21 protein-coding genes and 1 pseudogene are annotated in these 20,818 nt (G+C 70.4%); 12 read left to right on the top strand and 10 right to left on the bottom strand.

Annotation, left to right across the window (positions count from 1 at the left end; all coding sequences use genetic code 11):
* Window positions 1-7 precede the first annotated feature (7 nt).
* Complete coding sequence (locus tag ATK30_RS36180; RefSeq protein WP_101441241.1) at window positions 8-1,273, bottom strand: hydroxyacid-oxoacid transhydrogenase; 1,266 nt, start codon at window positions 1,271-1,273, stop codon at window positions 8-10.
* Between the two features lie 129 nt (window positions 1,274-1,402).
* Between ATK30_RS36180 and ATK30_RS36185 the strand changes: the two genes are divergently transcribed.
* The gene (locus tag ATK30_RS36185; RefSeq protein WP_101439257.1) at window positions 1,403-4,267 is read left to right on the top strand and encodes an FAD-binding and (Fe-S)-binding domain-containing protein; all 2,865 of its coding nucleotides are present in this window, start codon (window positions 1,403-1,405) and stop codon (window positions 4,265-4,267) included.
* On the opposite strand, the gene ATK30_RS36190 is transcribed toward ATK30_RS36185, so the two are convergent.
* A complete protein-coding gene (locus ATK30_RS36190; RefSeq protein WP_101439258.1) occupies window positions 4,254-5,045 on the bottom strand; it encodes an IclR family transcriptional regulator in 792 nt (263 codons plus the stop codon). The two genes, ATK30_RS36185 and ATK30_RS36190, sit on opposite strands and share 14 nt — an antisense overlap.
* 249 nt (window positions 5,046-5,294) lie before the next feature.
* On the opposite strand from ATK30_RS36190, the gene ATK30_RS36195 reads away from it, so the two are divergent.
* Window positions 5,295-5,813: a MarR family winged helix-turn-helix transcriptional regulator gene (locus ATK30_RS36195; RefSeq protein WP_101439259.1), complete on the top strand. Its 519-nt coding sequence runs from the start codon at window positions 5,295-5,297 to the stop codon at window positions 5,811-5,813.
* On the opposite strand, the gene ATK30_RS36200 is transcribed toward ATK30_RS36195, so the two are convergent.
* Together ATK30_RS36200 and ATK30_RS36205 are read right to left on the bottom strand one after the other, a co-directional pair.
* On the bottom strand, window positions 5,762-6,577 hold the full coding sequence (locus ATK30_RS36200; protein ID WP_101439260.1) for an SDR family oxidoreductase: 816 nt from the start codon (window positions 6,575-6,577) through the stop codon (window positions 5,762-5,764). The genes ATK30_RS36195 and ATK30_RS36200 overlap by 52 nt on opposite strands.
* A 117-nt stretch (window positions 6,578-6,694) precedes the next feature.
* Window positions 6,695-7,714, bottom strand: coding sequence for a DNA topoisomerase IB (locus ATK30_RS36205; protein WP_101439261.1), 1,020 nt, complete (start codon window positions 7,712-7,714; stop codon window positions 6,695-6,697).
* Window positions 7,715-7,954: 240 nt separating this feature from the next.
* Here ATK30_RS36205 and ATK30_RS36210 point away from each other — a divergent pair, with 240 nt between their 5' ends.
* The 3 genes from ATK30_RS36210 to ATK30_RS36220 all read left to right on the top strand — a co-directional run bounded on the left by ATK30_RS36210 (window position 7,955) and on the right by ATK30_RS36220 (window position 11,635).
* Window positions 7,955-9,442: an FAD-dependent oxidoreductase gene (locus tag ATK30_RS36210; RefSeq protein ID WP_101439262.1), complete on the top strand. Its 1,488-nt coding sequence runs from the start codon at window positions 7,955-7,957 to the stop codon at window positions 9,440-9,442.
* Window positions 9,443-9,542: 100 nt separating this feature from the next.
* Complete coding sequence (locus tag ATK30_RS36215) at window positions 9,543-10,409, top strand: manganese catalase (RefSeq protein WP_101439263.1); 867 nt, start codon at window positions 9,543-9,545, stop codon at window positions 10,407-10,409.
* 410 nt (window positions 10,410-10,819) lie between these two features.
* On the top strand, window positions 10,820-11,635 hold the full coding sequence (locus ATK30_RS36220) for a DUF1206 domain-containing protein (RefSeq protein ID WP_244194829.1): 816 nt from the start codon (window positions 10,820-10,822) through the stop codon (window positions 11,633-11,635).
* Between the two features lie 55 nt (window positions 11,636-11,690).
* On the opposite strand, the gene ATK30_RS36225 is transcribed toward ATK30_RS36220, so the two are convergent.
* On the bottom strand, window positions 11,691-12,785 hold the full coding sequence (locus ATK30_RS36225; protein WP_101439264.1) for a carboxylate-amine ligase: 1,095 nt from the start codon (window positions 12,783-12,785) through the stop codon (window positions 11,691-11,693).
* Window positions 12,786-12,941: 156 nt separating this feature from the next.
* On the opposite strand from ATK30_RS36225, the gene ATK30_RS36230 reads away from it, so the two are divergent.
* Window positions 12,942-13,421, top strand: a complete 480-nt coding sequence (locus tag ATK30_RS36230) for a hemerythrin domain-containing protein (RefSeq protein ID WP_101439265.1) — start codon at window positions 12,942-12,944, stop codon at window positions 13,419-13,421.
* A 423-nt stretch (window positions 13,422-13,844) separates the two neighbouring features.
* Here the strand turns inward: ATK30_RS36230 and ATK30_RS45170 are convergent, their stop codons facing one another.
* Complete coding sequence (locus ATK30_RS45170; protein ID WP_158242550.1) at window positions 13,845-14,009, bottom strand: hypothetical protein; 165 nt, start codon at window positions 14,007-14,009, stop codon at window positions 13,845-13,847.
* Between the two features lie 110 nt (window positions 14,010-14,119).
* Between ATK30_RS45170 and ATK30_RS36235 the strand changes: the two genes are divergently transcribed.
* The 4 genes and pseudogenes from ATK30_RS36235 to ATK30_RS46615 all read left to right on the top strand — a co-directional run bounded on the left by ATK30_RS36235 (window position 14,120) and on the right by ATK30_RS46615 (window position 17,115).
* Window positions 14,120-15,586, top strand: a complete 1,467-nt coding sequence (locus ATK30_RS36235; RefSeq protein ID WP_101439266.1) for an aminotransferase class I/II-fold pyridoxal phosphate-dependent enzyme — start codon at window positions 14,120-14,122, stop codon at window positions 15,584-15,586.
* Window positions 15,587-15,626: 40 nt separating this feature from the next.
* Window positions 15,627-16,088: a DUF6098 family protein gene (locus ATK30_RS36240; RefSeq protein WP_101439267.1), complete on the top strand. Its 462-nt coding sequence runs from the start codon at window positions 15,627-15,629 to the stop codon at window positions 16,086-16,088.
* An 83-nt stretch (window positions 16,089-16,171) separates the two neighbouring features.
* Window positions 16,172-16,897 (top strand): annotated as a pseudogene (locus ATK30_RS36245) (alcohol dehydrogenase catalytic domain-containing protein); the annotation flags it as partial.
* Between the two features lie 122 nt (window positions 16,898-17,019).
* Entirely contained in the window at window positions 17,020-17,115 is a 96-nt protein-coding gene (locus ATK30_RS46615) for a hypothetical protein (RefSeq protein WP_244194964.1), read from the top strand.
* Window positions 17,116-17,151: 36 nt separating this feature from the next.
* Here the strand turns inward: ATK30_RS46615 and ATK30_RS36250 are convergent, their stop codons facing one another.
* Entirely contained in the window at window positions 17,152-17,610 is a 459-nt protein-coding gene (locus tag ATK30_RS36250; protein WP_101439268.1) for an Lrp/AsnC family transcriptional regulator, read from the bottom strand.
* Window positions 17,611-17,673: 63 nt separating this feature from the next.
* Between ATK30_RS36250 and ATK30_RS36255 the strand changes: the two genes are divergently transcribed.
* Together ATK30_RS36255 and ATK30_RS36260 are read left to right on the top strand one after the other, a co-directional pair.
* Window positions 17,674-18,390 carry an AzlC family ABC transporter permease gene (locus ATK30_RS36255; protein ID WP_101439269.1) on the top strand — a complete coding sequence of 239 codons (717 nt, stop codon included), beginning with the start codon at window positions 17,674-17,676 and terminating at the stop codon, window positions 18,388-18,390.
* Window positions 18,383-18,712: a branched-chain amino acid transporter permease gene (locus tag ATK30_RS36260; RefSeq protein ID WP_101439270.1), complete on the top strand. Its 330-nt coding sequence runs from the start codon at window positions 18,383-18,385 to the stop codon at window positions 18,710-18,712. Before ATK30_RS36255 ends, ATK30_RS36260 begins: the two co-directional genes overlap by 8 nt.
* Window positions 18,713-18,737: 25 nt before the next feature.
* Here ATK30_RS36260 and ATK30_RS36265 read toward each other — a convergent pair whose 3' ends face one another.
* The 3 genes from ATK30_RS36265 to ATK30_RS36275 all read right to left on the bottom strand — a co-directional run bounded on the left by ATK30_RS36265 (window position 18,738) and on the right by ATK30_RS36275 (window position 20,738).
* Window positions 18,738-19,052, bottom strand: coding sequence for a winged helix-turn-helix domain-containing protein (locus ATK30_RS36265; RefSeq protein ID WP_244194830.1), 315 nt, complete (start codon window positions 19,050-19,052; stop codon window positions 18,738-18,740).
* 3 nt (window positions 19,053-19,055) lie between these two features.
* Window positions 19,056-19,526: a hypothetical protein gene (locus tag ATK30_RS36270; RefSeq protein WP_101439271.1), complete on the bottom strand. Its 471-nt coding sequence runs from the start codon at window positions 19,524-19,526 to the stop codon at window positions 19,056-19,058.
* 390 nt (window positions 19,527-19,916) lie between these two features.
* A complete protein-coding gene (locus ATK30_RS36275; protein ID WP_101439272.1) occupies window positions 19,917-20,738 on the bottom strand; it encodes a LysR family transcriptional regulator in 822 nt (273 codons plus the stop codon).
* Between the last annotated feature and the right edge of the window lie 80 nt (window positions 20,739-20,818).

Raw genomic sequence — 20,818 nt, forward strand, 5'->3', positions numbered from 1 at the left:
CCGGTGGTCAGAGCGAACGACGGAAGATGTCTTCGAGCGCGGTCCGGGTGACCGGACGGGGCACGACAGCCAGCTGGCGGGTCTGCTTGAGCGTGCCGTCGACGAGGGTGTCGATGTCCTCGTCGCCGTATCCGAACGCGTGCAGGCCCTTCGGCATCTGGATGTCGGCCATCAGCTCGGTGAGCACGTGCGGGAGAGCGTCTGCGCCGTCAGCAGCGGTGAACGTCTGCCCGCCGGACAGCAGATGCGCGGCGTGCAGATGCCGTTCGGGCGACGCGGGATAGGTCCAGCGGAACACCTCGGCGGCGGTCGCGGACACGGCCTGGCCGTGCGGGACCATCGGCATTTCCGGGTAGCCCTCGGCGCGGTACTGCTTCACCGCACCGGCGATCGGGTACGCGTTGGCGTGCGGCAGGTGGGTGCCGGCGTTGCCGAAACCGGTTCCGGCGTAGGTGGACGCGAGCGCCATCTGGGTGCGCGCGGTGAGGTCGCGTCCATTGAGGACAGCGGCGCGCAAATGCTTGCCCACCAACGTCAACGCCATCTCGCACCAGACGTCGCTGATCGGGTTGGAGCCGCAGAACGCCGGTCGTTTCATCGGGTCTTCCGGCGCGGGTTTCGCGTCGAACGCGACGCTCGTGTAGCTCTCCAGCGCGTGCGAGAGCACGTCCATGCCGCTGGCCGCGGTCACCGCGGAGGGCAGGCTGATCGTCGTGCGCGGGTCGACGACCGCCAGCGACGGGCGCAGCGACGGGTGGCTCACCCCGGCCTTGAGGTGCAGGCCGAGCAGGTCGACGACGCAGATCGTGGTCGATTCGGACCCGGTGCCCGCGGTGGTCGGCACGGCGATCAGCGGCTTCAGCGGCAGCCACGGCGCCTTGCCGGATCCAATGGGTGGAGTCACGAAGTCGAGCAGTTCGCCGGGGTGGGTGGTCAGCAGGTTGACGGCCTTGGCGGTGTCGATCGCCGAACCGCCGCCGATCGCGACGAAGCAGTCCCATTCCTGCTGCCGGGCGTAGGCGACCGCCTCGTCGATGCTGGCGTCGGTCGGTTCGACGCCGACGCCGTCGAAGATCTCGCTCTTCACCCCGGCCGCGCGGATCGAGTCGAGTGCCCGGTCCGGGATGCCGGTGCCGCGGACGCCGGGGTCGGTGAGGATCAGGCACGACCGGGCCTGCCGGGCGGCCACCTCCGCGCCCAGCTCGTCGAGCGCTCCGGCGCCGAACTTCAACGGGGGCGCGGCCCAGGTGAAGACGCTTTCGTTGCGGGGCATGTCGGTCAAGGAGACCACTCCTCACGGCGAAGTTGACAACATGTGGAAGCTGTATCCACTATGTGGCGAGCCTTCACGGTAGCCCGGGGACCGCGGCGCTGTGAACCCCCGATTTCCCAGGAGACGCCCATGCCGGCCCGAGACCGTCCGCCTTCGGCACTGCAGGAAGCACTCGCGCGGGCGGTGTCCGGCGAGGTCGCCGGCGACCCGGCCACGCTCGCCACGCACTCCACCGACGCGTCGAACTACCGGCATGTCCCGTTGCTCGTGGTGCGGCCGCGCGGCGCCGACGACGTGGTGGCCGCGCTGAAGGTGTGCGCGGAGCACGGCGCGCCCGTCCTCCCGCGCGGCGCGGCGACCAGCATCGGCGGGCAGGCCGCGAACCGCGCGGTGATCCTGGACTTCACGCGGCATCTCAACCGCGTGCTGGACCTCGACCCCGCCGCCCGCACCGCGCGCGTCGAACCGGGACTGGTGCTCGACCGGTTGCGCGAACGGGCCGCCGAGCACGGGCTCACCTTCGGGCCCGATCCGTCGACGCACAGCCGCTGCACGATCGGCGGCATGATCGGCAACAACGCCTGCGGTTCGCATTCGGTGGCGTGGGGGAAGACGGTCGACAACGTGCGCGCGCTGGAAATCGCCCTCCTCGACGGGACGCGGCTCGAGGTCGGCCCGACCTCGCCGGCCGAGCTGGAAGAGTTCTGTGCGCGCGAGGATCCGGTCGGCGCGCTGTACCGCCGCCTGCGGGACCTGCGCGACGAATACCTGGCCGACATCCGGCTCGGCTACCCGAAACTGCCGCGGCGCGTCTCCGGGTACAACCTCGAATACCTGTTGCCGGAGAACGGTTTCGACGTCGCCAAGGCCTTGGTCGGCTCCGAGGGCACGTGCGCGACCATGCTCAGCGCGGTCGTCGACCTGGCCCCGATCCCGGCGACCCGCGCCCTCGCCGTGCTGGGCTTCGAGAACAGCATCGCCGCCGCCGACGCGGTTCCGTCGCTGCTTGATCTTCCGGTGCTGACCATGGAAGGCATCGAAGCCGGTCTCGTCGCCGCTCTCGACGCCCGGAAGCCGGGTGACCGCAGCACGTTGCCGGACGGATCGGCATGGCTGTACCTGGAAACCGGCGGCGATAACGCAGCGGAGGCTGTTGCTGCCGCACAACAGGTTGCTGCCCGAGCCCCGCAGGTCGGCGCTAGTGCTTTGGTAGTGCAAGATCCCGCGGCCCAACGGAAGCTCTGGCGGATCCGCGAGGAAGGCGCAGGTCTCGCGACCCGGCTCGCCGACGGATCCGAGGCGTGGTCCGGCTGGGAAGACTCCGCGGTCCCGCCGGACCGGCTCGGCGCGTACCTGCGCGAATTCGACCTGCTGCTGGCCAAGCACGGCCGCAAGGGCGTGGTCTACGGCCATTTCGGCGACGGCTGTCTGCACGTGCGGATCGATTTCCCGATGGCCGCCCCGGAAGCGAAGGAAGCGTATCGGTCGTTCATGGTCGAGGCGGCGGAACTTGTCGTCTCCCACGGCGGCTCGCTGTCCGGCGAACACGGCGACGGCCAAGCGCGCGCCGAACTTCTCCCGCTCATGTTCCCGCCCCGGCTGATGCGGGCCTTCGCCGATTTCAAGGCCGCCTTCGACCCTTCGAACGGCATGAACCCTGGCCGGGTCGTCGATCCCGCACCGCTGGACGCCGATTTGCGCACAGTCATCGCCCCTCCAGTGCTGCCGACCCGCGCGCGGCTCGCCCTGCACGCCGACGACGGCGATCTGGCCGCGGCGTCCCGTCGGTGCGTCGGGGTGGGCAAGTGCGTCTCCGCGTCCGGCGGGATGATGTGCCCGAGCTACCGCGCCACCGGCAAGGAGGAACATTCGACCCGCGGCCGGGCGCGGCTGTTGTTCGAAATGCTCGCCGGGGACGTCATCGAGGACGGCTGGCGTTCGCCCGAGGTCCGCGACGCGCTCGACTTCTGCCTCGGCTGCAAGGCGTGCAAATCCGATTGCCCGGTCGGCGTGGACATGGCGTCGTACCGGGCCGAATTCCTCAGCCGCCACTACGAGCGGCGGATCCGGCCGATGTCGCACTACACCATGGGTGCGTTGCCGCGATGGCTCCGGCTGGGCGCGCCCTTCGCGCGGGCGATCAACACCGTGGCGTCGGGCCCGCTTCGACCAGCTCTGAACCGGCTGGGCGGAATCGCCGCCGAACGCGAACTGCCGCGGCTCGCTTCGCCGACTTTCGTTTCGTGGTTCCGTCGCCGGGAACAGCGGGCCTCGTCGTCGAAGGTCGTGCTGTGGACCGACACCTTCACGAACTTCTTCGACCCGCAGGTCGGCCGCGACGCGGTGGCGGTGCTGGAGGCGCTCGGGCACGAGGTGCTCATCCCGGACCGGACTGTCTGTTGTGGACTGACCTGGCACAGCACCGGCCAGCTGCCCGCGGCCCGCCGGGTCCTGCGCCGTTCGCTGGACGCGCTCGATCCGTGGCTGCGGCAGGGGATTCCGGTGATCGGCCTCGAACCGAGCTGCACCGCGACCCTGCGGGAGGACGGCTCAGAGCTGCTGCCGGAGGACCCGCGGACTGCCTTGCTGAAGCGCCAGGTGCGGACTTTCGCCGAACACGTCGGCGAGAGCGAGCTTCCCGCACTGAAGAAGTCCGAGGCCCCGGTGCTCACTCAGGTCCACTGCCACCAGCACGCCGATCTCGGCTATGACGCCGACGCGCAACTGCTCGGCCGGTTGTCCGAGCATTCGCAAGTGCTGCGCGAGGGATGCTGCGGTTTGGCCGGGAACTTCGGTTTCCAACGGGGCCATTACGACGTTTCCGTCGCTGTCGCCGAGCACCAGCTGATGCCCGCGTTGCGCGCGGCTCCGGAGGGCACGGTGGTGCACGCGGACGGTTTCAGCTGCCGGACTCAGATCCGGCAGTTGTCTGAGCACCGGCCCGCGCATCTCGCGTCGCTGACGGCGCGCGCGTTGGGAGTCAGTAGCGAGTGAGCCGATCCGGCGGGAGGAAGGGGGCGATTTCCTTGGCCGCGTCGATCGCGAGGGCGCCCAGCTCGGGAATCCGGTCCTCGGGAAGCCGGACGGTCGGCACCTGGATGACCACCGCCGCCCGGGCGAGGCCGCGTTCGTCCAGAACGCCCGCGCCGACGCAGCGCACTCCGGCGACGTTTTCCTCGTTGTCGATGCTGTACCCGCGGTCGCGCGTCTCGGCCAGCTCCAGAGCGAGGTCGTCGCGGGTGGCGAGGGTGTGCGACGTCAGCGCGGGCAACTGCTCCGGAAGGCTCGCGAGGTAGGACTCCGCGTCGAGCGAATTGGCCAGCATCGCCTTGCCGGAAGCCGTGGCGTACAACGGAAAACGCGCGCCCGGATGCTGCTCGAACCGCAACGGGAGCGTCGACTGGGCGCGCAGCAGCACCACCGATTCGTTGCCTTCGCGGATCGTGATGTTGACCGATTCGCCGGTGTCCGCGTTGATCCGCTGGATGACCGGCAGCGCGAGCTGGAGGCCGTGGACCCGCTGGGCGGCCTGGCCGAGCAGGATCGCGCCGGGGCCGAGGTGGTAGCTGTCGGTGCGCGGGTTGTGCGCGACGAGCCCGTCCGCGCTCAGCGCGCGCACGACCCGGTGCGTCGTACCCGGCGTGAGATCCAGTTTGCGGGCGATCGCGGACAGCGTGAGCTCCCCGTCCTCGTCCATCAGCAGCCGCAGGATGCCGAGCGCCCGGCGGATCGCCTGGGTTCCGGCTGGCGGCTGTGCTCCGGTCTGGTTCACCTGGGTCCTCGCGCTGTCGGTTCAAGCCCAGGTTAACGCGTGCGGGTCGCGGGAAACGCTGCGACCCGCCAAGGTGCCGCCGGGTGGCGTTTGCACTGGCCCGGCATACGCGCCGCCAGCCGTGGTTTCGACGCCGCGCCGCTCGACGCGCTGCTCAGCGAGGTTGCCTTCGCCGCCATGGACGGCAGCCCGCGGGCATAGCCGTATCATCGGATTCGTACGGTCCGCTAACGATGGGCAGGGGAAACGATGTCAGGTCCGCTGGTGCCGGGCGGGATCGGGGAGCACACGAGCTGTCTGCTGGTCAAGCTCGGCCAGGTCGTGTTCCGGCTCGCCGAGGACCGGCTGCACGAGCTGGGCCTGCGGGTGCGGCACTACAGCGTCCTGCAGGCGCTGGCCGACAACGGGCCGATGTCGCAGCTGTCGCTGGGCGCGTACCTGCGGATCGACCCGGCGACCATGGTCAGCAGCCTGGACGACCTGGAGACGCTCGGGCTCGCCGCGCGCGCCCGCGATCCCGAGGACCGGCGGCGCTACGTCGTGGATCTCAGCGACGCGGGACGGAAGACGCTGCGGAAGGCGAACGCGCTGCTGGCCGACCTCGACCAGTACGCGCTCAGCGACCTCCCGCAGCGCTCCCACGATTCCCTGCACAAGCTGCTGGCCAAGATGAACGAGGGCGCCGTGCTGCCCGGGGAGTTCGACCGGATGCGGGATCAGGCCGGGTCGACGAAGATGTCCAGCGCCAGTTCGCCGTCACCGCGCTGATAGCCGGACAGGTCCGTGACGCCTTCGGCGGCGAGCACCTCGTCGTCGATGAAGAGGTTCCCGGTGCACTCGCGCGACGGCCGGGTGAGGATCGCGTACGCGGCGTCGGCGATGATCGACGGCGTACGCGCTTGGCTCGCGCCGCCGATGATGTTGCGCACCGCCGCGGTGTCGATGAGGGTGCGCGGCCACAGGGAATTCGCGGCGATTCCGTCCGTTTTCAGCTCTTCCGCGAGGCCGACTGTGCACAGGCTCATGCCGTACTTGGAGAGCGTGTAGCCCAGGTGTGCGCCGATCCACGCGGGGGAGAGGTTCAGCGGCGGCGACAGCGTCAGGATGTGCGGGTTCGCGGCCTCGCGCAGGTGCGGGATCGCCGCTTTGCTGAGCAGGAACGTGCCTCGGGTGTTGATGTTCTGCATGAGGTCGTAGCGCTTCATCGAGAGTTCTTCGGTGCGCGACAGGTTGAGCGCGCTGGCGTTGTTCACGACGATGTCGATGCCGCCGAACTGCTTCACCGCCGCTTCGGCCGCGGCGAAGACGTCGTCCTCCGACCGCACGTCGCCGACGATCGGCAGCGCCTGCCCGCCCGCGGCTTCGATGTCCTTGGCGGCGGTGTAGACGGTGCCTTCGAGCTTCGGGTGCGGTTCGGCGGTCTTCGCCAGCAGGACGACGTTCGCCCCGTCCCGCGCCGCGCGGGTCGCGATGGCCAGGCCGATGCCGCGGCTGCCGCCGGACATCAGGACGGTCTTTCCGGCGAGAGTCATGGCCGGGTCCTTTCGGTGGGCGAACGGGGTCGGCCGCCCGCGGGCGGTCCTGCGCGCAACATACCATTAGTGATACGTATGATTTAAGAGGCAAATCCTCATGTCACACCGCCGGGGTCACGTGCGGGAGGCTCGCCGCAGCAGCCGGATCACCGCTTTCTCGATCCGCTCCCGCAGCTCCTCCTCCGCGAGCCCGTCCGCGTCGGCCTTGCGCAGCGCGCGGCGGATCGTGGTGCGGCGCTCGAACTCCCGCAGCACGCGTGGATCGACGTACGAGCGCCGGGCGACAGCAGGCGTGTTGCCGAGTTCTTCCGCGACCTCCTTCATCGCGGCGGTCTCGGCCCTCGCCTTCCCGCGCTGCGACGCGGGCACTTCCTGGGCGGCCAGGGAGACCGCGGCGAGCACCGTCGCGTGCCAGGTGCGCAGGTCCTTGACTGTGAACTCCTCGCCGGCGAGTTCCTTGAACCGTTCGTTGACGTCGCTGGCGTGCAGTTCGTGCCAGCCGTTGCCGGTGCGGTAGACGAACAGGCGCGAGGTGCCGGTGCGACAGCGGCGGAGCGAGTCGAGGACGGCGGCGAGTTCGCCGTCGCGCAGAGTCAGCGACCGGACGAGGCCGCTTTTGGCGGGGTAGCAGAAGGTCAGTTCGTCGCCGCTGATCTTCACGTGTTCGCGCAGCAGCGTGGTCGCGCCGTGGGAGCCGTTGGTCTCGGCGTACTCCTCGCCTCCGCTGCGGAACACGCCCCGGTCGATCATCCGGAGCACGGCGGCCGAGACCCGCAGCCGATCGAGGCTCCGTCGGCGCAGGTCCTGCCGGAGGGCGGCCCGGACGCTCGGCAGCTCGCCGGCCAGCGCGAGCACCCGATCGTGTTTCTCCTCGTCGCGCGCTCGGCGCCATTCGGGGTGGTACAGGTACTGGCGGCGGCCCGCGTCGTCGGTCCCGACGGCCTGGATGTGCCCGGTGGGGTGCGGGCAGATCCACACCCGGCGCCACGCGGGCGGGATGACCAGGTCGTGGATGCGCTCGAGGACCTCCGGGTCGGTCACCGGGGAGCCGTCCGGCGCGAGGTACCGGAAACCGCGGCCCCGGCGCTGCCGCCTGATGCCTGGCGAGGACAGCTCGCTCCGCCGTAACCGCATGCTCGCGGTTGCCCGCGGCGGCCCGGTTCAAACCGGAATCCGGACACCGGTCGCGCGCCGGACGGCGGTTCGCGCCTGCTCAGGTTTTGCCCGGTGCCTCGCCGGTTATCCGGGTAACTCCGTGCCGGACCGGCGCGGGCGAACCAGGGAGGGCTCGGGCATGACTTCTGCCGTTGCGCGGCGCACCCCGCGGCCCGGCCTGGCCGGAGGAACGAGCGTGCCGCCGACGAGGAGCCTCTGATGACCACCACCGCAGACCAGTCCCTGTGGCTCGCGACCGCCTCGGCGACCAGCCGCTCCTCGCTGAGCGGCCGGGGACGCGCCGAGGTCGCCGTCATCGGCGGCGGCATCGCCGGGATGACCACCGCGTTGTTGCTCGCTCGCCGTGGCGTGAACGTGGCCGTCCTCGAATCGGGGCGCGTCGCGGAAGGAGCGAGCGGCAACAACACCGCCAAGGTCACCGCACTGCAGTCCACTGTGTACTCGACACTCCTGCGTGAGCACGACGCCGCCACCGCGACGGCCTATGCCGATGCTGCGCTGGCCGGCGTCGAACTGGTGGCAGAGCTGACTGAGCCGATTAGCTGCGGGCTCCGGAGGCTGCCAGCCGCGACGTTCGCGATGGACGCCGACGAGGTGGACACCGTGCGAGCCGAGTACGAAGCCGCGAAGCAGGCCGGTCTGCCGGTCGAATGGACGACCACGCTCGACGTGCCGGTCCCGGTGCACGGCGCGGTGCGCCTGCCCGAACAGCTCGCGCTCCATCCGGCCGACTACGTGCGCGGGCTCGCCGACGCCGTCGAGGCCGAGGGCGGCCGCGTATTCGAGGACAGTCGGGTGCGGCAGGTCAGTGCGGCACCGCCGTACCGCATCACGACCGACGGCGGCGCCCTCGACGCCGAGAACGTCGTCGTCGCCACGCATTATCCGATGCTGGACCGCGGGCTGTTCTTCCCCCGGCTGGAGGTGCAGCGGTCGTATTGCGTGGCCGCGACCCTGAAGTCCGGCAAGCCGCCGCAGGCGCTGGCGATCAGCGCCGGGAGTCCACTGTGGTCTTTCGCCTCCTACGAGGATCGGCTGATCCTCGGCGGCCAAGGCCATCCGGCAGGCGACCCGGTCGACTTCGCGCGCTACACCGAACTGGGCGAGTTCGCGGCGCGCCACTTCGACCTCGACGAGGTCACGCACCGGTGGTCCGCGCAGGACCCGAAGGCCTACGACAGCATCCCGGTCGCCGGGCCGTATTTCCCCGGCGCCCGGAAGCTGTGGGTCGAGACGGGCTTCGGCAAATGGGGGCTGGCGATGGGCACCGTCGCGGCGGCCGTGGTCGCCGACGGGATAACCGGTTCGGCCAATCCGCATCGGAATCTCTTTTCCCCGCAACGGATCTCGCTGCGGTCGGCGTCGAAGCTGGTGCAGCAGAACGCGAAGGTGGCAAAGGACTTCGTCGGCGACCGTCTCGCCCAGGTCGACGCGAAGAGCACCGAGGACATCGCGGTGGACCAGGCGAAGGTGCTGCCGGACGGGCGTGGCCGCAAGGGCGTTTACCGAGACCGTGAAGGCACATTGCACGCGGTGTCCATGCGCTGCACGCATCTCGGCTGCTTCGTGCGGTTCAACGCCGCCGAACGCAGCTGGGACTGCCCGTGCCACGGTTCGCGGTTCGATGTCGACGGCGCCGTTCTCGAAGGGCCGGCCACCGCGCCGTTGCCCCGCCGGAATCCCTGAAAAGGAATCGGATCGCCGCGTGTAGGACAGGTGATCGCGGGCACTCCTGCCGGACTTGCCGGGCACGCCGCCCGGCTCGGACCCCCGGGAGAGGACGCTGATGTTCCGACACACCAAGCTGCTGCAGTTCGAGGCGAAGCCCGAGAAGCCCGACCCGGTGTACGCGCACAAGCTCCAGGAGCTGATCGGCGGCGCGTTCGGCGAGATGACGGTGACCATGCAGTACCTGTTCCAGGGCTGGAACTGCCGCATCGAGGGCAAGTACAAGGACCTGATCATGGACACCGCGACCGAGGAGATCGGGCACGTCGAAATGCTCGCCACGATGGTCGCGCGGCTGCTGGAGGGCGCGCCGGCCACCGCGACCGCGGAAGCGGCGAAGGACCCGGTGACGGCGGCGGTGCTCGGCGGGATGGACCCGCAGCAGGCGATCGTGGCCGGCGGCGGCGCGCTGCCCGCCGACTCGAACGGCACACCGTGGAACGGCAAGTACATCGTCGCCTCCGGCAATCTCCTCGCCGACTTCCGCGCGAACGCGGCGGCCGAGGCACAGGGCAGGCTGCAGACCGCGCGGCTGTACCAGATGACCGACGATCCCGGCGTGAAGGCGATGCTGCAGTTCAACCTCGCGCGCGACACCGTGCACCAGAAGCAGTGGCTGGCCGCGATCGAAGAGCTCAAGGCCGACGGTCTGGAAAGCGACATCGCGCCGACCGCGTTGTTCGACGAGGAAAACCAGGAGCACAACAACACGGTCTGGCACCTGTCGGACGGCCCGGACGGGGCCAAGGCGGGCTGGAGCTTCGGCGGGGAAGGCATCGAGTACCTCACCGATCCGAAACCGCTCGGCGGTCCTGGCACCGCTCCGAAGCCGGACCCGGCGCTGTACGGGACGTACTCGCCCACGCAGAACGCCGTCGGCTCGCTGAAGGGGAAAGCGAAGGAAGCGAAGAACAAGGCCAAGTGACGACGAGTCGCGGGAGCCCCGGGCCGATCGCGCCCGGGGTTCCGGCATGTCGTACGCGGGCTTGGGCCGGGGAACGCCCGCTTCCGCGACTCGGCCGTCCACAAAGGATCCTCGACTGCTCGCCTGGCTGAGTTCTCGGGCCGCCGTCGACAAGTTCTCCGGCGCGTACTGGCGGCCCCGCCGTCGATGCGCGGTGCCGAACACCGCACTGCGCCGCCGGTGAGTGTGGCAGTGGGGTGCCGGTTCGGTCTCGCACAGCACCGATGAAACCCCGCTGAACGCGACGCAGAACGGGCGGGGAGGAGCCGAGGCAGCCAATGGCTCACCCTCCGTGAGTCCGGGCTCGCCGGGGCGGCGGATTGCGCCACCTGGACCAGTGGAAGGGGCGCCACAGCGGGTATCCGCGTCCCATGCACCGGATCGCTGACAAGGTCGCCCGAGGCGAAAAGACCGACACCGCCCAGCTTCTCGGCCGGGCGGGGATGGTCTGTTACGCGCTCGTCCACCTCATCCTGGCCTACCTCGCCGCGCGGGTCGCGTTCGGCGCCGGCGGGCAGCCTGACCAGAAGGGCGCCCTGCAGGAGGTCGGGTCGACGGCGTTCGGGCAGGTTCTGCTGTGGGTGCTCGCGGCCGGTCTGGTCGCGTTCGGACTGTGGCAGTTCCTCATGGCCGCGACCGGATACACCTGGACCAGCGGCGGGCAGCGGACGCGCAAACGGTTCGGCGCCGCCGCGCGGGGGATTGTCGTGCTCGCGATAGGCGGCACCGCCTTCCGTCTCGCCGCGGGCGACGGAGGGGGCGGTTCGAGCGATCAGACTCAGCAGGAGTTCACCGCGAAGCTGCTGCAATTGCCCGCGGGCCGAGCACTCGTCGTGGTCGTCGCCGCGGTGGTGCTCGGTGTCGCCATCGCCGCTGGGGTCAAGGGCGTGAAGCAGACCTTCCTCGAAGACCTCGATCTCGGAGGGTTGCCCAGTAAAACCCGCCGTTGGGTTGGCCGCCTGGGCTCGACCGGGTACCTGGCCAAGGCCGTCGTCTTCGCGCTGACCGCGTTTCTGCTGGGCTACGCCGGGTTCCGCGCCGACGCGAGCCGGGCGGGCGGGTTGGATGCCAGCCTCAAGACTCTCGCTGCTCAGCCGTTCGGTGCGGTGTTGTTGACGGTGGTGGCGTGTGGCTTGGCGGCGTTCGGCGTCTATTGTCTCGCGGCGGCATGGGCGCACCGGCGTTAACGCGACGCGGACGGTTGGGCTATGAGCCTCAAGACCCTGGCTGCACGGCCTGCGATCAGGGGGGTCCCGCGAGCAGGTCCACGACGTCCTCGCCTCGTCGCCGCTCGGCGAACCTCCGCCGTTGCCGGTCCGCGCCGCTGCCCTCCGCGCACAGCCGCGCCGTGGCCTCCTGGGCGAATTCCAGGTCCCCCGCCGATTCCAGCGCGGGCTCGGTCAGCTCGATCAGGTCCGCGAGCACTGCCTTCGCCGGAGCCAGGTCGCCGCTGCGTGGGTGCGGGCAACAGCCGCTGATGCCGTCCCGCGACGCGCGCCAGAGCTGGGCGCGCAGCACCTCGTTCGGCAGGTCCGGCGGCGGATCGTCGTCCGCCAGCGCGGTGGCGACCAGTCCGCGCGCCAGCACGCCGAGCAAGACTGCTTCCTCGGGCGTCGCGGCGACGTCGCCGATGCGGAATTCGATGGTCGGCTGTTTCTCGGAGAGCCGGACGTCCCAGTAGACCATCCCGCGGTCGAGGATCGCGCCCGAGCGCAGCCACGCGTCGACGACGCTTTCGTACTCGTCGAACGACGCGAACCGCGGCGGCGGCCCGGCCGACGGCCACCGGCTCCATTGCTGGTAACGCCAGCTGCGGTAACCGGTGTCGTAACCGTCGGCGACGGCGGAATTCGCGGTCACGGTCAGCAGCGGCGGCAGCCACGGCCGGACGCGCCCGAGCACCTGGACGCCGGTCTCCTTGTCCGGGATCGCGACGTGGACGTGGCAGCCGCAGGTCAGCGACGTCTGCGCGGTGGCGCCGAAATGCTCGCCGATCCGCTCGTAGCGCGGACTCGGGGTGACCCCCGGCAAGCCCTCCTCCGGCAGCGGCGGCGAGCCCGCGGGCAACAGGCGGCAGTCGCGTCGCCGCGCGGCCCCGGCCAAGTCCTCGCGCAGTTCGCGCAGCCGCCGCAGCGCCTCGTCGCGGGTCCGGCAGACGTCGGTGGCGATCTCGGCCTGCGACCGGGTGAGTTCGTGCTGCAGCTCTCCGTCGTCGCTGCCCGTTTCCGCCGCGTTGTCGACGACTTCGTCCGCCCGGGCCAGGTGTCCGTCCCGGTCGACGACGAAGAACTCCTCCTCGATGCCGAAGGTCAGCTCGTCGCCGGTCTGGTCGTTCACCGATCTTCTCCTGTGGTCCGGGGGCATCGGAGTACCCGGACCGCTCCGCGCGCAAACGACGTTTTCCCGCCCGGGAAAAGGGTAGTCCGCCGGCCAGGAAACGCCGGGCGGCCCGTCCCGCGCCGCCCGTGCCCGGACCGCACTGTGAGGACGCCGATGTCGACCGACGCGATCGTGTTGCTCAAGAACGACCACAAGACGGTGGAGAAGTTGTTCAAGGAGTTCGAAAAGGCGGGGGACAAGGCCCACCGGAAAAAGCGTCGCATCGTCGACTCGATCATCGAAGAGCTGACCATTCACGCCTATATCGAAGAAGAGATCTTCTACCCGGCGGCGAAGGAAGCCGTGCCGGAGACCAAGGACCACGTCCTGGAGAGCGTCGAAGAGCATCACCTCGTCGTGTGGATGCTCTCGGAACTGGTCGACTTGAATCCGGAGGACGAAACTTTCGCCGCGAAGGTGACGGTGCTGACGGAAAATGTCCGCCACCACGTCGAGGAGGAAGAGGAGGAGTGGTTCCCGCAGGTCCGCTCGGCGATGGGCCGCAAGCAGCTGCGGGACCTGGGGCAGCGGATGATCGACGCGCGGCCGGACGCGCCGAAGAATCCGCTGAAACTGCAGAGCGCCCGAGCCTGATCCCGGTTCCGGGACAGTCGGTTCGCCGGGCGCGGGCACCTGGCGGCGATTGTCCCGGTTCCGCGCCCGGCGCGGGATCCGCGAACGCATCCGAGCGCGGTGGCCGGGCAGCTCCGCGCCGCGTCCACAAAGGACTGGAGCCGCGGAGCCGGAGCGGCTTGGCGCCCGTGCCGATCCGTGCCGCCGGAGCTGCGGGCCGAAGAGTCCGTCCATTCCGGCCAGTCGGCGGGCAACCTCGTCCGGGCATCGGCCACCTGCCCGGCCCGCGGCAGGCTGAACCGCGACGACTCGACAGCCGAGGGCGAAGCGGGGACGGCGGACGGGCGTACGCACAAGGCGACGACGGCGAAAGCCGGTGGACGTTCAGGCAACCCTGCCCGCCCGGTCAGGCCTTTCCGCCGTCGTCGGTTTCCGGGGTTCGCTTCAGTCGGTTTCCGGCTGCTGCCACGCCCTTCCGGCCCGCTGGGCGGCCAGCTGGATCTCGTCGCCGACCTCCTGCCAGTTCTGGTCCGTCGGGTCGTGGTCGCCGATCCCCGTGCGACGCGGGGTCGCGAGGGAACTGCCGACCGGCTTCGGTTCTTCGGTCATCTGAGTCATGATTCCTCCGTCTCCAGGTGAAGACCACCTCGGACTACCCCTTTCGGGCCCCCTGAAACGGGCCGGGGTTTGAGATCCGCCCGGCTGGGTACGCGGCTCGGGTGGCCGATCATTCCCGCGCACCAGTGCTCGAAGCGATCCGGCGGTTCCGCGCGTCCGGACACGTGTCGTTCCTCCCGCCCGGACACAAACAGGGCCGCGGCGTAGACCCGAGACTGGCGGAGATCGTCGGCCGCGACGTGTTCGCCTCGGACATCATCCTGATGAACGGCCTGGACGACCGGGCGCTCAACCGCGGCGTGCTGGCCAAGGCCGAAGACCTCATGGCGGACGCGGTGCACGCGGATCGCGCGTACTTCTCGACCTGCGGCAGTTCGCTGTCGGTCAAATCCTCGATGCTGTCGGTCGCGGGCCCCGGCGAAGAGCTGCTCATTTCCCGCAACGCGCACAAATCCGTGGTGGCCGGGCTCATCCTGAGCGGCATCCGGCCGGTGTGGGTGTCCCCGCGCTGGGACCGGGACCGGCACTTCGCCCATCCGCCCGGCCCGGAGGAAACCGAGGCGGCCTTCGCGGAACACCCGGCGGCGAAGGGAATGCTGCTGATCACGCCGACCGACTACGGCTCCTGCGCGGACATCCGCGGCGTCGCGCGGATCTGCCACGAACGCGGGGTGCCGCTGATCGTCGACGAGGCCTGGGGCGCGCACTTCCCGTTCCACCCGGACCTGCCGGCGTGGGCGATGGACGCGGGCGCCGACCTGTGCGTGACGAGCGTGCACAAGATGGGCGCGGGCCTGGAACAAGGCTCGGTCTACCACCTGCGCGGCGACCTGGTCGACGCGGACGTGCTCGCGATGCGCGCCGATCTGCTCGACACGACCAGCCCGTCGTCGCTGATCTACGCCGGGCTCGACGGCTGGCGCAGGCACATGGTCGAGCACGGAGAAGGCCTGTTGGACACCGTGCTGCAGCTGGCCGAGGACACCCGGAAGCGGCTGGCCGGAATCGCCGGGATCACCGTGCTGGGAGACGCCGAACTCCTCGGCCCCGGCCGCGCGGACGCCCGGGATCCGCTGAAGCTGCTGATCGACGTGTCCGAACTCGGGTGCTCAGGCTACGACGCGAACCACTGGCTGCGGGAACACCAGCGGGTCGACGCCGGGCTGTCCGACCATCGCCGGATCGCCGCCCAGCTGACCGTCGGCGACGACGAGGACACCGCCGCCCGGCTGGTCGAGGCGCTGCAAGCGCTGTCCGACCGCGCGGGCGAGCTTCCCCGCGCCAAACCGGTCGACCTCCCCGCGCCGGAAGACCTGGAACCCGACCAGGCGCAGCTGCCGCGCGACGCGTTTTTCGGTCCGGCCGAACAGGTCCCGGTCGAGAAGGCGGCGGGGCGGATCGCCGCGGAAACGATGAGCCCGTACCCGCCGGGCGTCCCGGCCGTGCTGCCCGGCGAAGTCCTGACCCGCCCGGTGCTCGACTACCTGCGAAGCGGCGTGGCCGCGGGAATGTTCATGCCCGACCCGGTGGATCCGCTGCTGCGCAGTGTGCGGGTCGTCGCACGCTGAGCCGCGATTGCCTCCGGCGGACGTGGGTAATCCCCGGCCCATGACGGAATGGGACGACCGGCTGCCCGTCGTGCGCGACCTCGAAGAACTGGTCTCGGCGTTCCGCCGGGCCGGCGAGGAAGACCTGTATGTGCGGTGGTCGCGCGGCCCGGACGCGGATCTGTGCTCCGGCGAGGAGAGCCGCGACGGGCTCACCGGGATGCCGCTGCCCGGGCTGTCGGCGAACTCCCTGGCGCGGCAGCCGTGGTGGCGCGGACGGTCGCTGCGGCTGTGGCTGGCCCGGCGCCTGCACGACTACCAGCACCTGCGCGAACGCGGCGGCCCGGGCGTGCGTCCGTGGCTGTTGCGGGGCAGGGAAATCGCCCGGGGTCCGGACAACGAACCGTTGATCGTGGACGCCGAACCGCTGGCGTGGATCGAGGACGCGGTGATGCACGAAGCGCGGCGGCTGGTCGAGCGGGAAGCCCCGGCGGACTGGGGGTCGATGGACCGGCAGTCGTGACGGGATCCGGCGTTCCCCCCCGGCTCAGGTTGCTACCGTCGTCCGGGCACGGCCGAGAAGCTCGAGGCAGCGGGGGAACGCAGATGCGCGCGGTGAAAATCAGGGACGGCGGGTTCGAACTCGGCGAGGCGCCCGAGCCGGCCGCGGACGGCGACCAGGTCGTGGTCCGGATCCGCGCGGCCGGGTTGAACGCGGCGGACCTGCAGCAGGCCCGAGGGACGTACCCCGCCCCGCCAGGCTGGCCGGACGACATCCCCGGGCTCGAAATCGCCGGTGTCGTCGAACAACCGGCCCGGACCGCGAGCGGCTGGGCGGCCGGAGACCGCGTCATGGCGGTCGTGGGCGGCGGCGCCCACGCCGAACGCATCGCTGTCCCGGCAAGCCTGCTGGTGCCGATCCCGGACTCGTTCGACGACCTCCGCGCGGCCGGTTTTCCCGAGGCGTTCAGCACCGCCTGGGACGGCCTGGTCGATCAAGCCGGGGTGCGGCCCGGCGACCGGGTGCTGGTCACCGGCGCAGCCGGCGGGGTCGGCACGGCGATGATCCAGGTCGCCGGCCTCGCCGGGGCCGACGTCGTCGCGAGCGTGCACCGCGCGGAGTCGCATGCGGCCGTCCGGGCGCTGGCCCCGGACGCGACGGTCGTGACTCCCGACCAGGAAGAGGAAAACGGCCCCTACGACGTCGTGGCCGAACTGGTCGGCGGCAAGGACTGCCTGAGACGGGTGCGGTGGCTCAAGCCCTACGGCCGGATCCTGGTCATCGGAGTCGGCGCGGGAGAGGAGGCGTCGCTGCGGCTGTTCGACCTGATGCGGGTCCGCGGCCGCGTGCTCGGGTCGACCATCCGGGCCCGCAGCACCGTCGAGAAGGCGGCACTCGCGACCCGAGAGAAGGGCTGCTCGGCGCGCTCGCGGCGGGTCGTCTCACGGTCCCGGTGGACAGCGTTTATCCGCTGGAGCAGGCACCGGATGCTTACGTCCGGCTGGGCTCGCCGGGGAAGCTCGGCAAGGTCGTCCTGCAGATGGAGTGACCGGCCGCGTCGAGTGTCCATTGTGGTCGGCGAAGGTCACGCGCCGCCCTTGATTTTCTTCATCGTGAGATGGGACGTGACCCGCAGGACGCCGGGCAGGCCGGAGAGCTTCCGGGTCTGGAACTCCTCGTAGGCGGCGTGGTCGGCGACCGCGACGCGGATGAAGTAGTCCGGACGGCCGAAGAGCCGGCGGAACTCGATGACCTCGTCGTAGGAGGCGATGGTGTCCTCGAGCGCCTCGATGGTCGCCCGGTCGGTCGCGTAGACCTCGAGGTCGATGAGCGCTTCCAGCCCCCGGCCGAGAGTTCGGGGGTCGATCACCGCGCGGTATCCGGCGATCACTCCCGCGTCCTCGAGGCGCTTGACCCGGCGCAGGCACGGGGGAGGAGTGAGCCCGACCCTCTTGGCGAGTTCGACGTTGGTCAGCCTGCCGTCCTGACGCAGGTGAAACAAAATTTCCCGATCCACGGGATCAAGCTTGACTATGTTGCTCACAAGCTCATTCTAGCGCCATGATCGGACACCAAATTAGCCGAGAGCTGACGTAGTGTTCCAAGCGTGGAAACTGTCTCCGACCTGGCTGTTCGTCATCGCCCTCCCGCACTGGCCGCGCTGAAGGACTGCGGGTCCGTCGGCATCGGCCTGGTGCCGCTCGGACTCGCGTTCGGCGCGTTCCTCACGCACGCGGGCCTCGCCTGGTGGTGGGCGACGGTCTTCACCACGTTCATCTACGCGGGCTCGTTCGAGTTCCTGCTCGTCGGGCTGGCCGCGGCGGCGACTCCGCTGGCGTCGATCGGGCTCTCGGCGTTCCTGGTCAACGTCCGGCACGTCTTCTACGCGTTGTCCTTCCCGTTGCACCGCGTTCGCGGCCGCGCGGCCCGTGCGTACAGCACTTTCGCCCTCACCGACGAGGCCTACGCACTGTCCACAACGGACGCTGCCCGGGAGTGGAACGGTGCCCGGATCCTGTGGCTGCAACTGTTTCTGCACCTGTTCTGGGTCGGCGGAGGGACGGTCGGCGGCCTGCTCGGCTCGCTGATCCCGAGCAGCGTCGTCGGCCTGGATTTCGCCATGACAGCCTTGTTCGCCGTGCTCGCGCTCGACGCCGTCCGCGACCGCAAGGGCGACCTGCCGACTCCCGTCCTCGCCGCACTGAGCGCGGTCGTGGCCCGCGTGGTCTTCCCCGGCCAGATGCTTCTGGCGGCGTTCCTGCTGTTCGTGGCGGCACTGGTTGTCCGCGGCCTCGTCGCCGAACGGAGCGTGCGCGATGCCTGACCCCGCCTACCTGCTCGCCGCGGTCGCGGTGTCCGCCGCGGTCACTTGGGGATTGCGCGCGCTCCCGTTCGCAGTCCTGGCACCGTTGCGCGCCAGCCGGACCGTGCAGTACCTGAGCACCCGCATGCCGGCGGGCGTCATGGTGATCCTGCTCGTCTACTGCCTGCGCGACGTTTCGTGGACGTCCCCGAGCGCGCTCGCCCCGACCATCGCGCTGGCCGTGACGATCGGACTGCACCTGTGGCGCCGCAATGCGGTACTGAGCATCGTCGGCGGTACTACGGTGCATGTTCTGCTGGCGAGCCTGCTGTTCCCGTCGTGAGCCGCGCCCAGGACTCGGCGACGAGCTAGTCGCTGGCTTGCCGGGCGCCGTCCGAACGGGCTTTCGCGGCGATGTCCTGGAGGGCGGAGAGGTGGGCGGCCAGGGTGTCGCGGCCGATGTCGGTCAGGTTGAGCCACGTGCGCGGCCGCTTGCCGACGTAGCCCTTCCGGACGTCGACGTAGTCGTTCTTGGACAGTGTGGAGACCTGTTTGGACAGTGCGGAATCGGAGAGCCGCACCGAGTCTCGCACGAATCCGAATTCCGCCCACTCGGCGGCGGAGAGCAGCGCCATGATCGCCAGCCTCGTCGGGTCCACCAGGAGCTGATCGAGTTCGGCCACCGCTCAGTCCTTGTCTTGCCGGCGAAGCAGCCACAGCTGGAACCTGGGGCCGAGAAAGATGACGTAGAGCCCGGCCAGCGCGCCGTAGACGATCGTGCCGTGCGGGATGCGGAGCAGCGCGACCGCAACGGCCGCGATGATCGACAGGCCGAGGAAGGGCGCGACGCGCCAGACCGCGGGAGGCAGGGCCCGGTCCGACACCGCGACCTGCTGGCCGAGCCAGCTGCCGCCGACCCTGGTGCGCAGGACCACGACCAGGATCAGCGCGACGGCCAGCACGACCCAGGTCAGCCAGGGGCGCGTCGCGGGAGCCAGGTCGATGGCCACGGTGTAGCCGAACACGACCAGACCGGCGACGACCGAAGTCCGCCGCGCGCCCAACGCGGACGCGGCCACTCGCTCCCGGCTCTCGCGCGCCGTGCGCAGCGCGGCGGCCGCCTCTTCCGGCGTCGGTTTGTTCACCGGTTCGTTCACTGCTGCCCCTCCTTCGTGGGGGGAGACCCCTCAGGCAAGTACTTGCCTGAGGAGAAAGTACCTCGCGTTTTCCGTCTAGGCAAGTGCTTGCCTGAGGGGTAGCGGAGTGGATTCGGCGCGGGTATCGACGAGGTCACGCCCACGCCGCTCCGCTGCCTGTCCCGAGGTCGGCCCCGGCAGGACCGTGCCGGGGAGGCAATCGGCTCCGGTGTCTCGCCTGTCGCTGTCGCGCGGAATCTGCTGGCAGGCCCCCGCAGCACGGCAGCCGTGGCCAAATCCGCTGCCGCGGGAACGAATCCTGCCCCACCAGTGTCCACAGTGGACGCTCCAGGCGACGCTGCTTGTCCGCTTCGGCACCCGTCCGTCCGCGGTGCCCGACCCAGCCGCGTGTCAGTGTGCAGCCGCGACCTTCGCGACGGCCCTGGCCAGGGCCGCGACAGAGGGGGACGTGCTGTGCGCGGGCCACGCGAGCAGGAGGTTGCTGGGCGGAAGGTCTGTCACCGGAACAACAGCTAGGTCGTCCCGCAAGGGTGTCGTCAGCGAACGGGGCAGCACGGCGACGGTGCGGCCCAACGCGATGAGGTGCATCAGTTCGCTGATGGTGCCGGTGGCGTTGGCGTCGGCGGGATGTTTGTGCAAGTTTTCGCCCGCGAGGTCGGCCATGCACAGACCTGCCCGGCGCGCGAGCCGATGGGACGCAGGCAGCACGGCGAACGGCGGTTCGCGCAGCAGCGTTTCGGTGTCCAGCCCGCGCACGTCGTCGGGCGGCGCGTACAAGAGTGCTGCGTCGGCCTGCCCTTCGCGCAGCATCCGTGCGCGGTCGGCGCCGAAGGCCACCTCGATCGGCAGCACGTCCGGTTCGCGTTCGTAGGCCGCGAGGACGGCGGGGAGCAAACCCGCGTCGCCGCCGGGTTTCATGGCCAGGATCAGGCGTGGGTCGCGTTTGCCGGCGCGCCGGGTGCGCGCGGTCGCGGCGGTGACCGCGTCCAGCGCCGCACGTGCTTCGCGGGCCAGCACCTGACCCGCTGGGGTGAGCGCGACCGCGCGGCTGGTCCGGGTGAACAGTTCGACGCCCAGCCGACGCTCCAGCTGCCGGATCGTCTTCGACAGCGCGGGTTGCGTGATGCCCAGCAAGGCCGCGGCACGGCCGAAGTGCAGTTCGTCGGCCACCGCCAGGAAGTGTGCCAGCTCCCGCGTCTCCACCCGGTCCATTACCTCAGGTTATCGATCGCGGCCCGATCGGCCTTGGACTGGCCGCGCGCGGCGGTGCTGGAGTGGGGAAGCCGGTCGGA

It is taken from the genome of Amycolatopsis echigonensis, from assembly GCF_002846615.1.
Classification (GTDB): domain Bacteria; phylum Actinomycetota; class Actinomycetes; order Mycobacteriales; family Pseudonocardiaceae; genus Amycolatopsis; species Amycolatopsis echigonensis.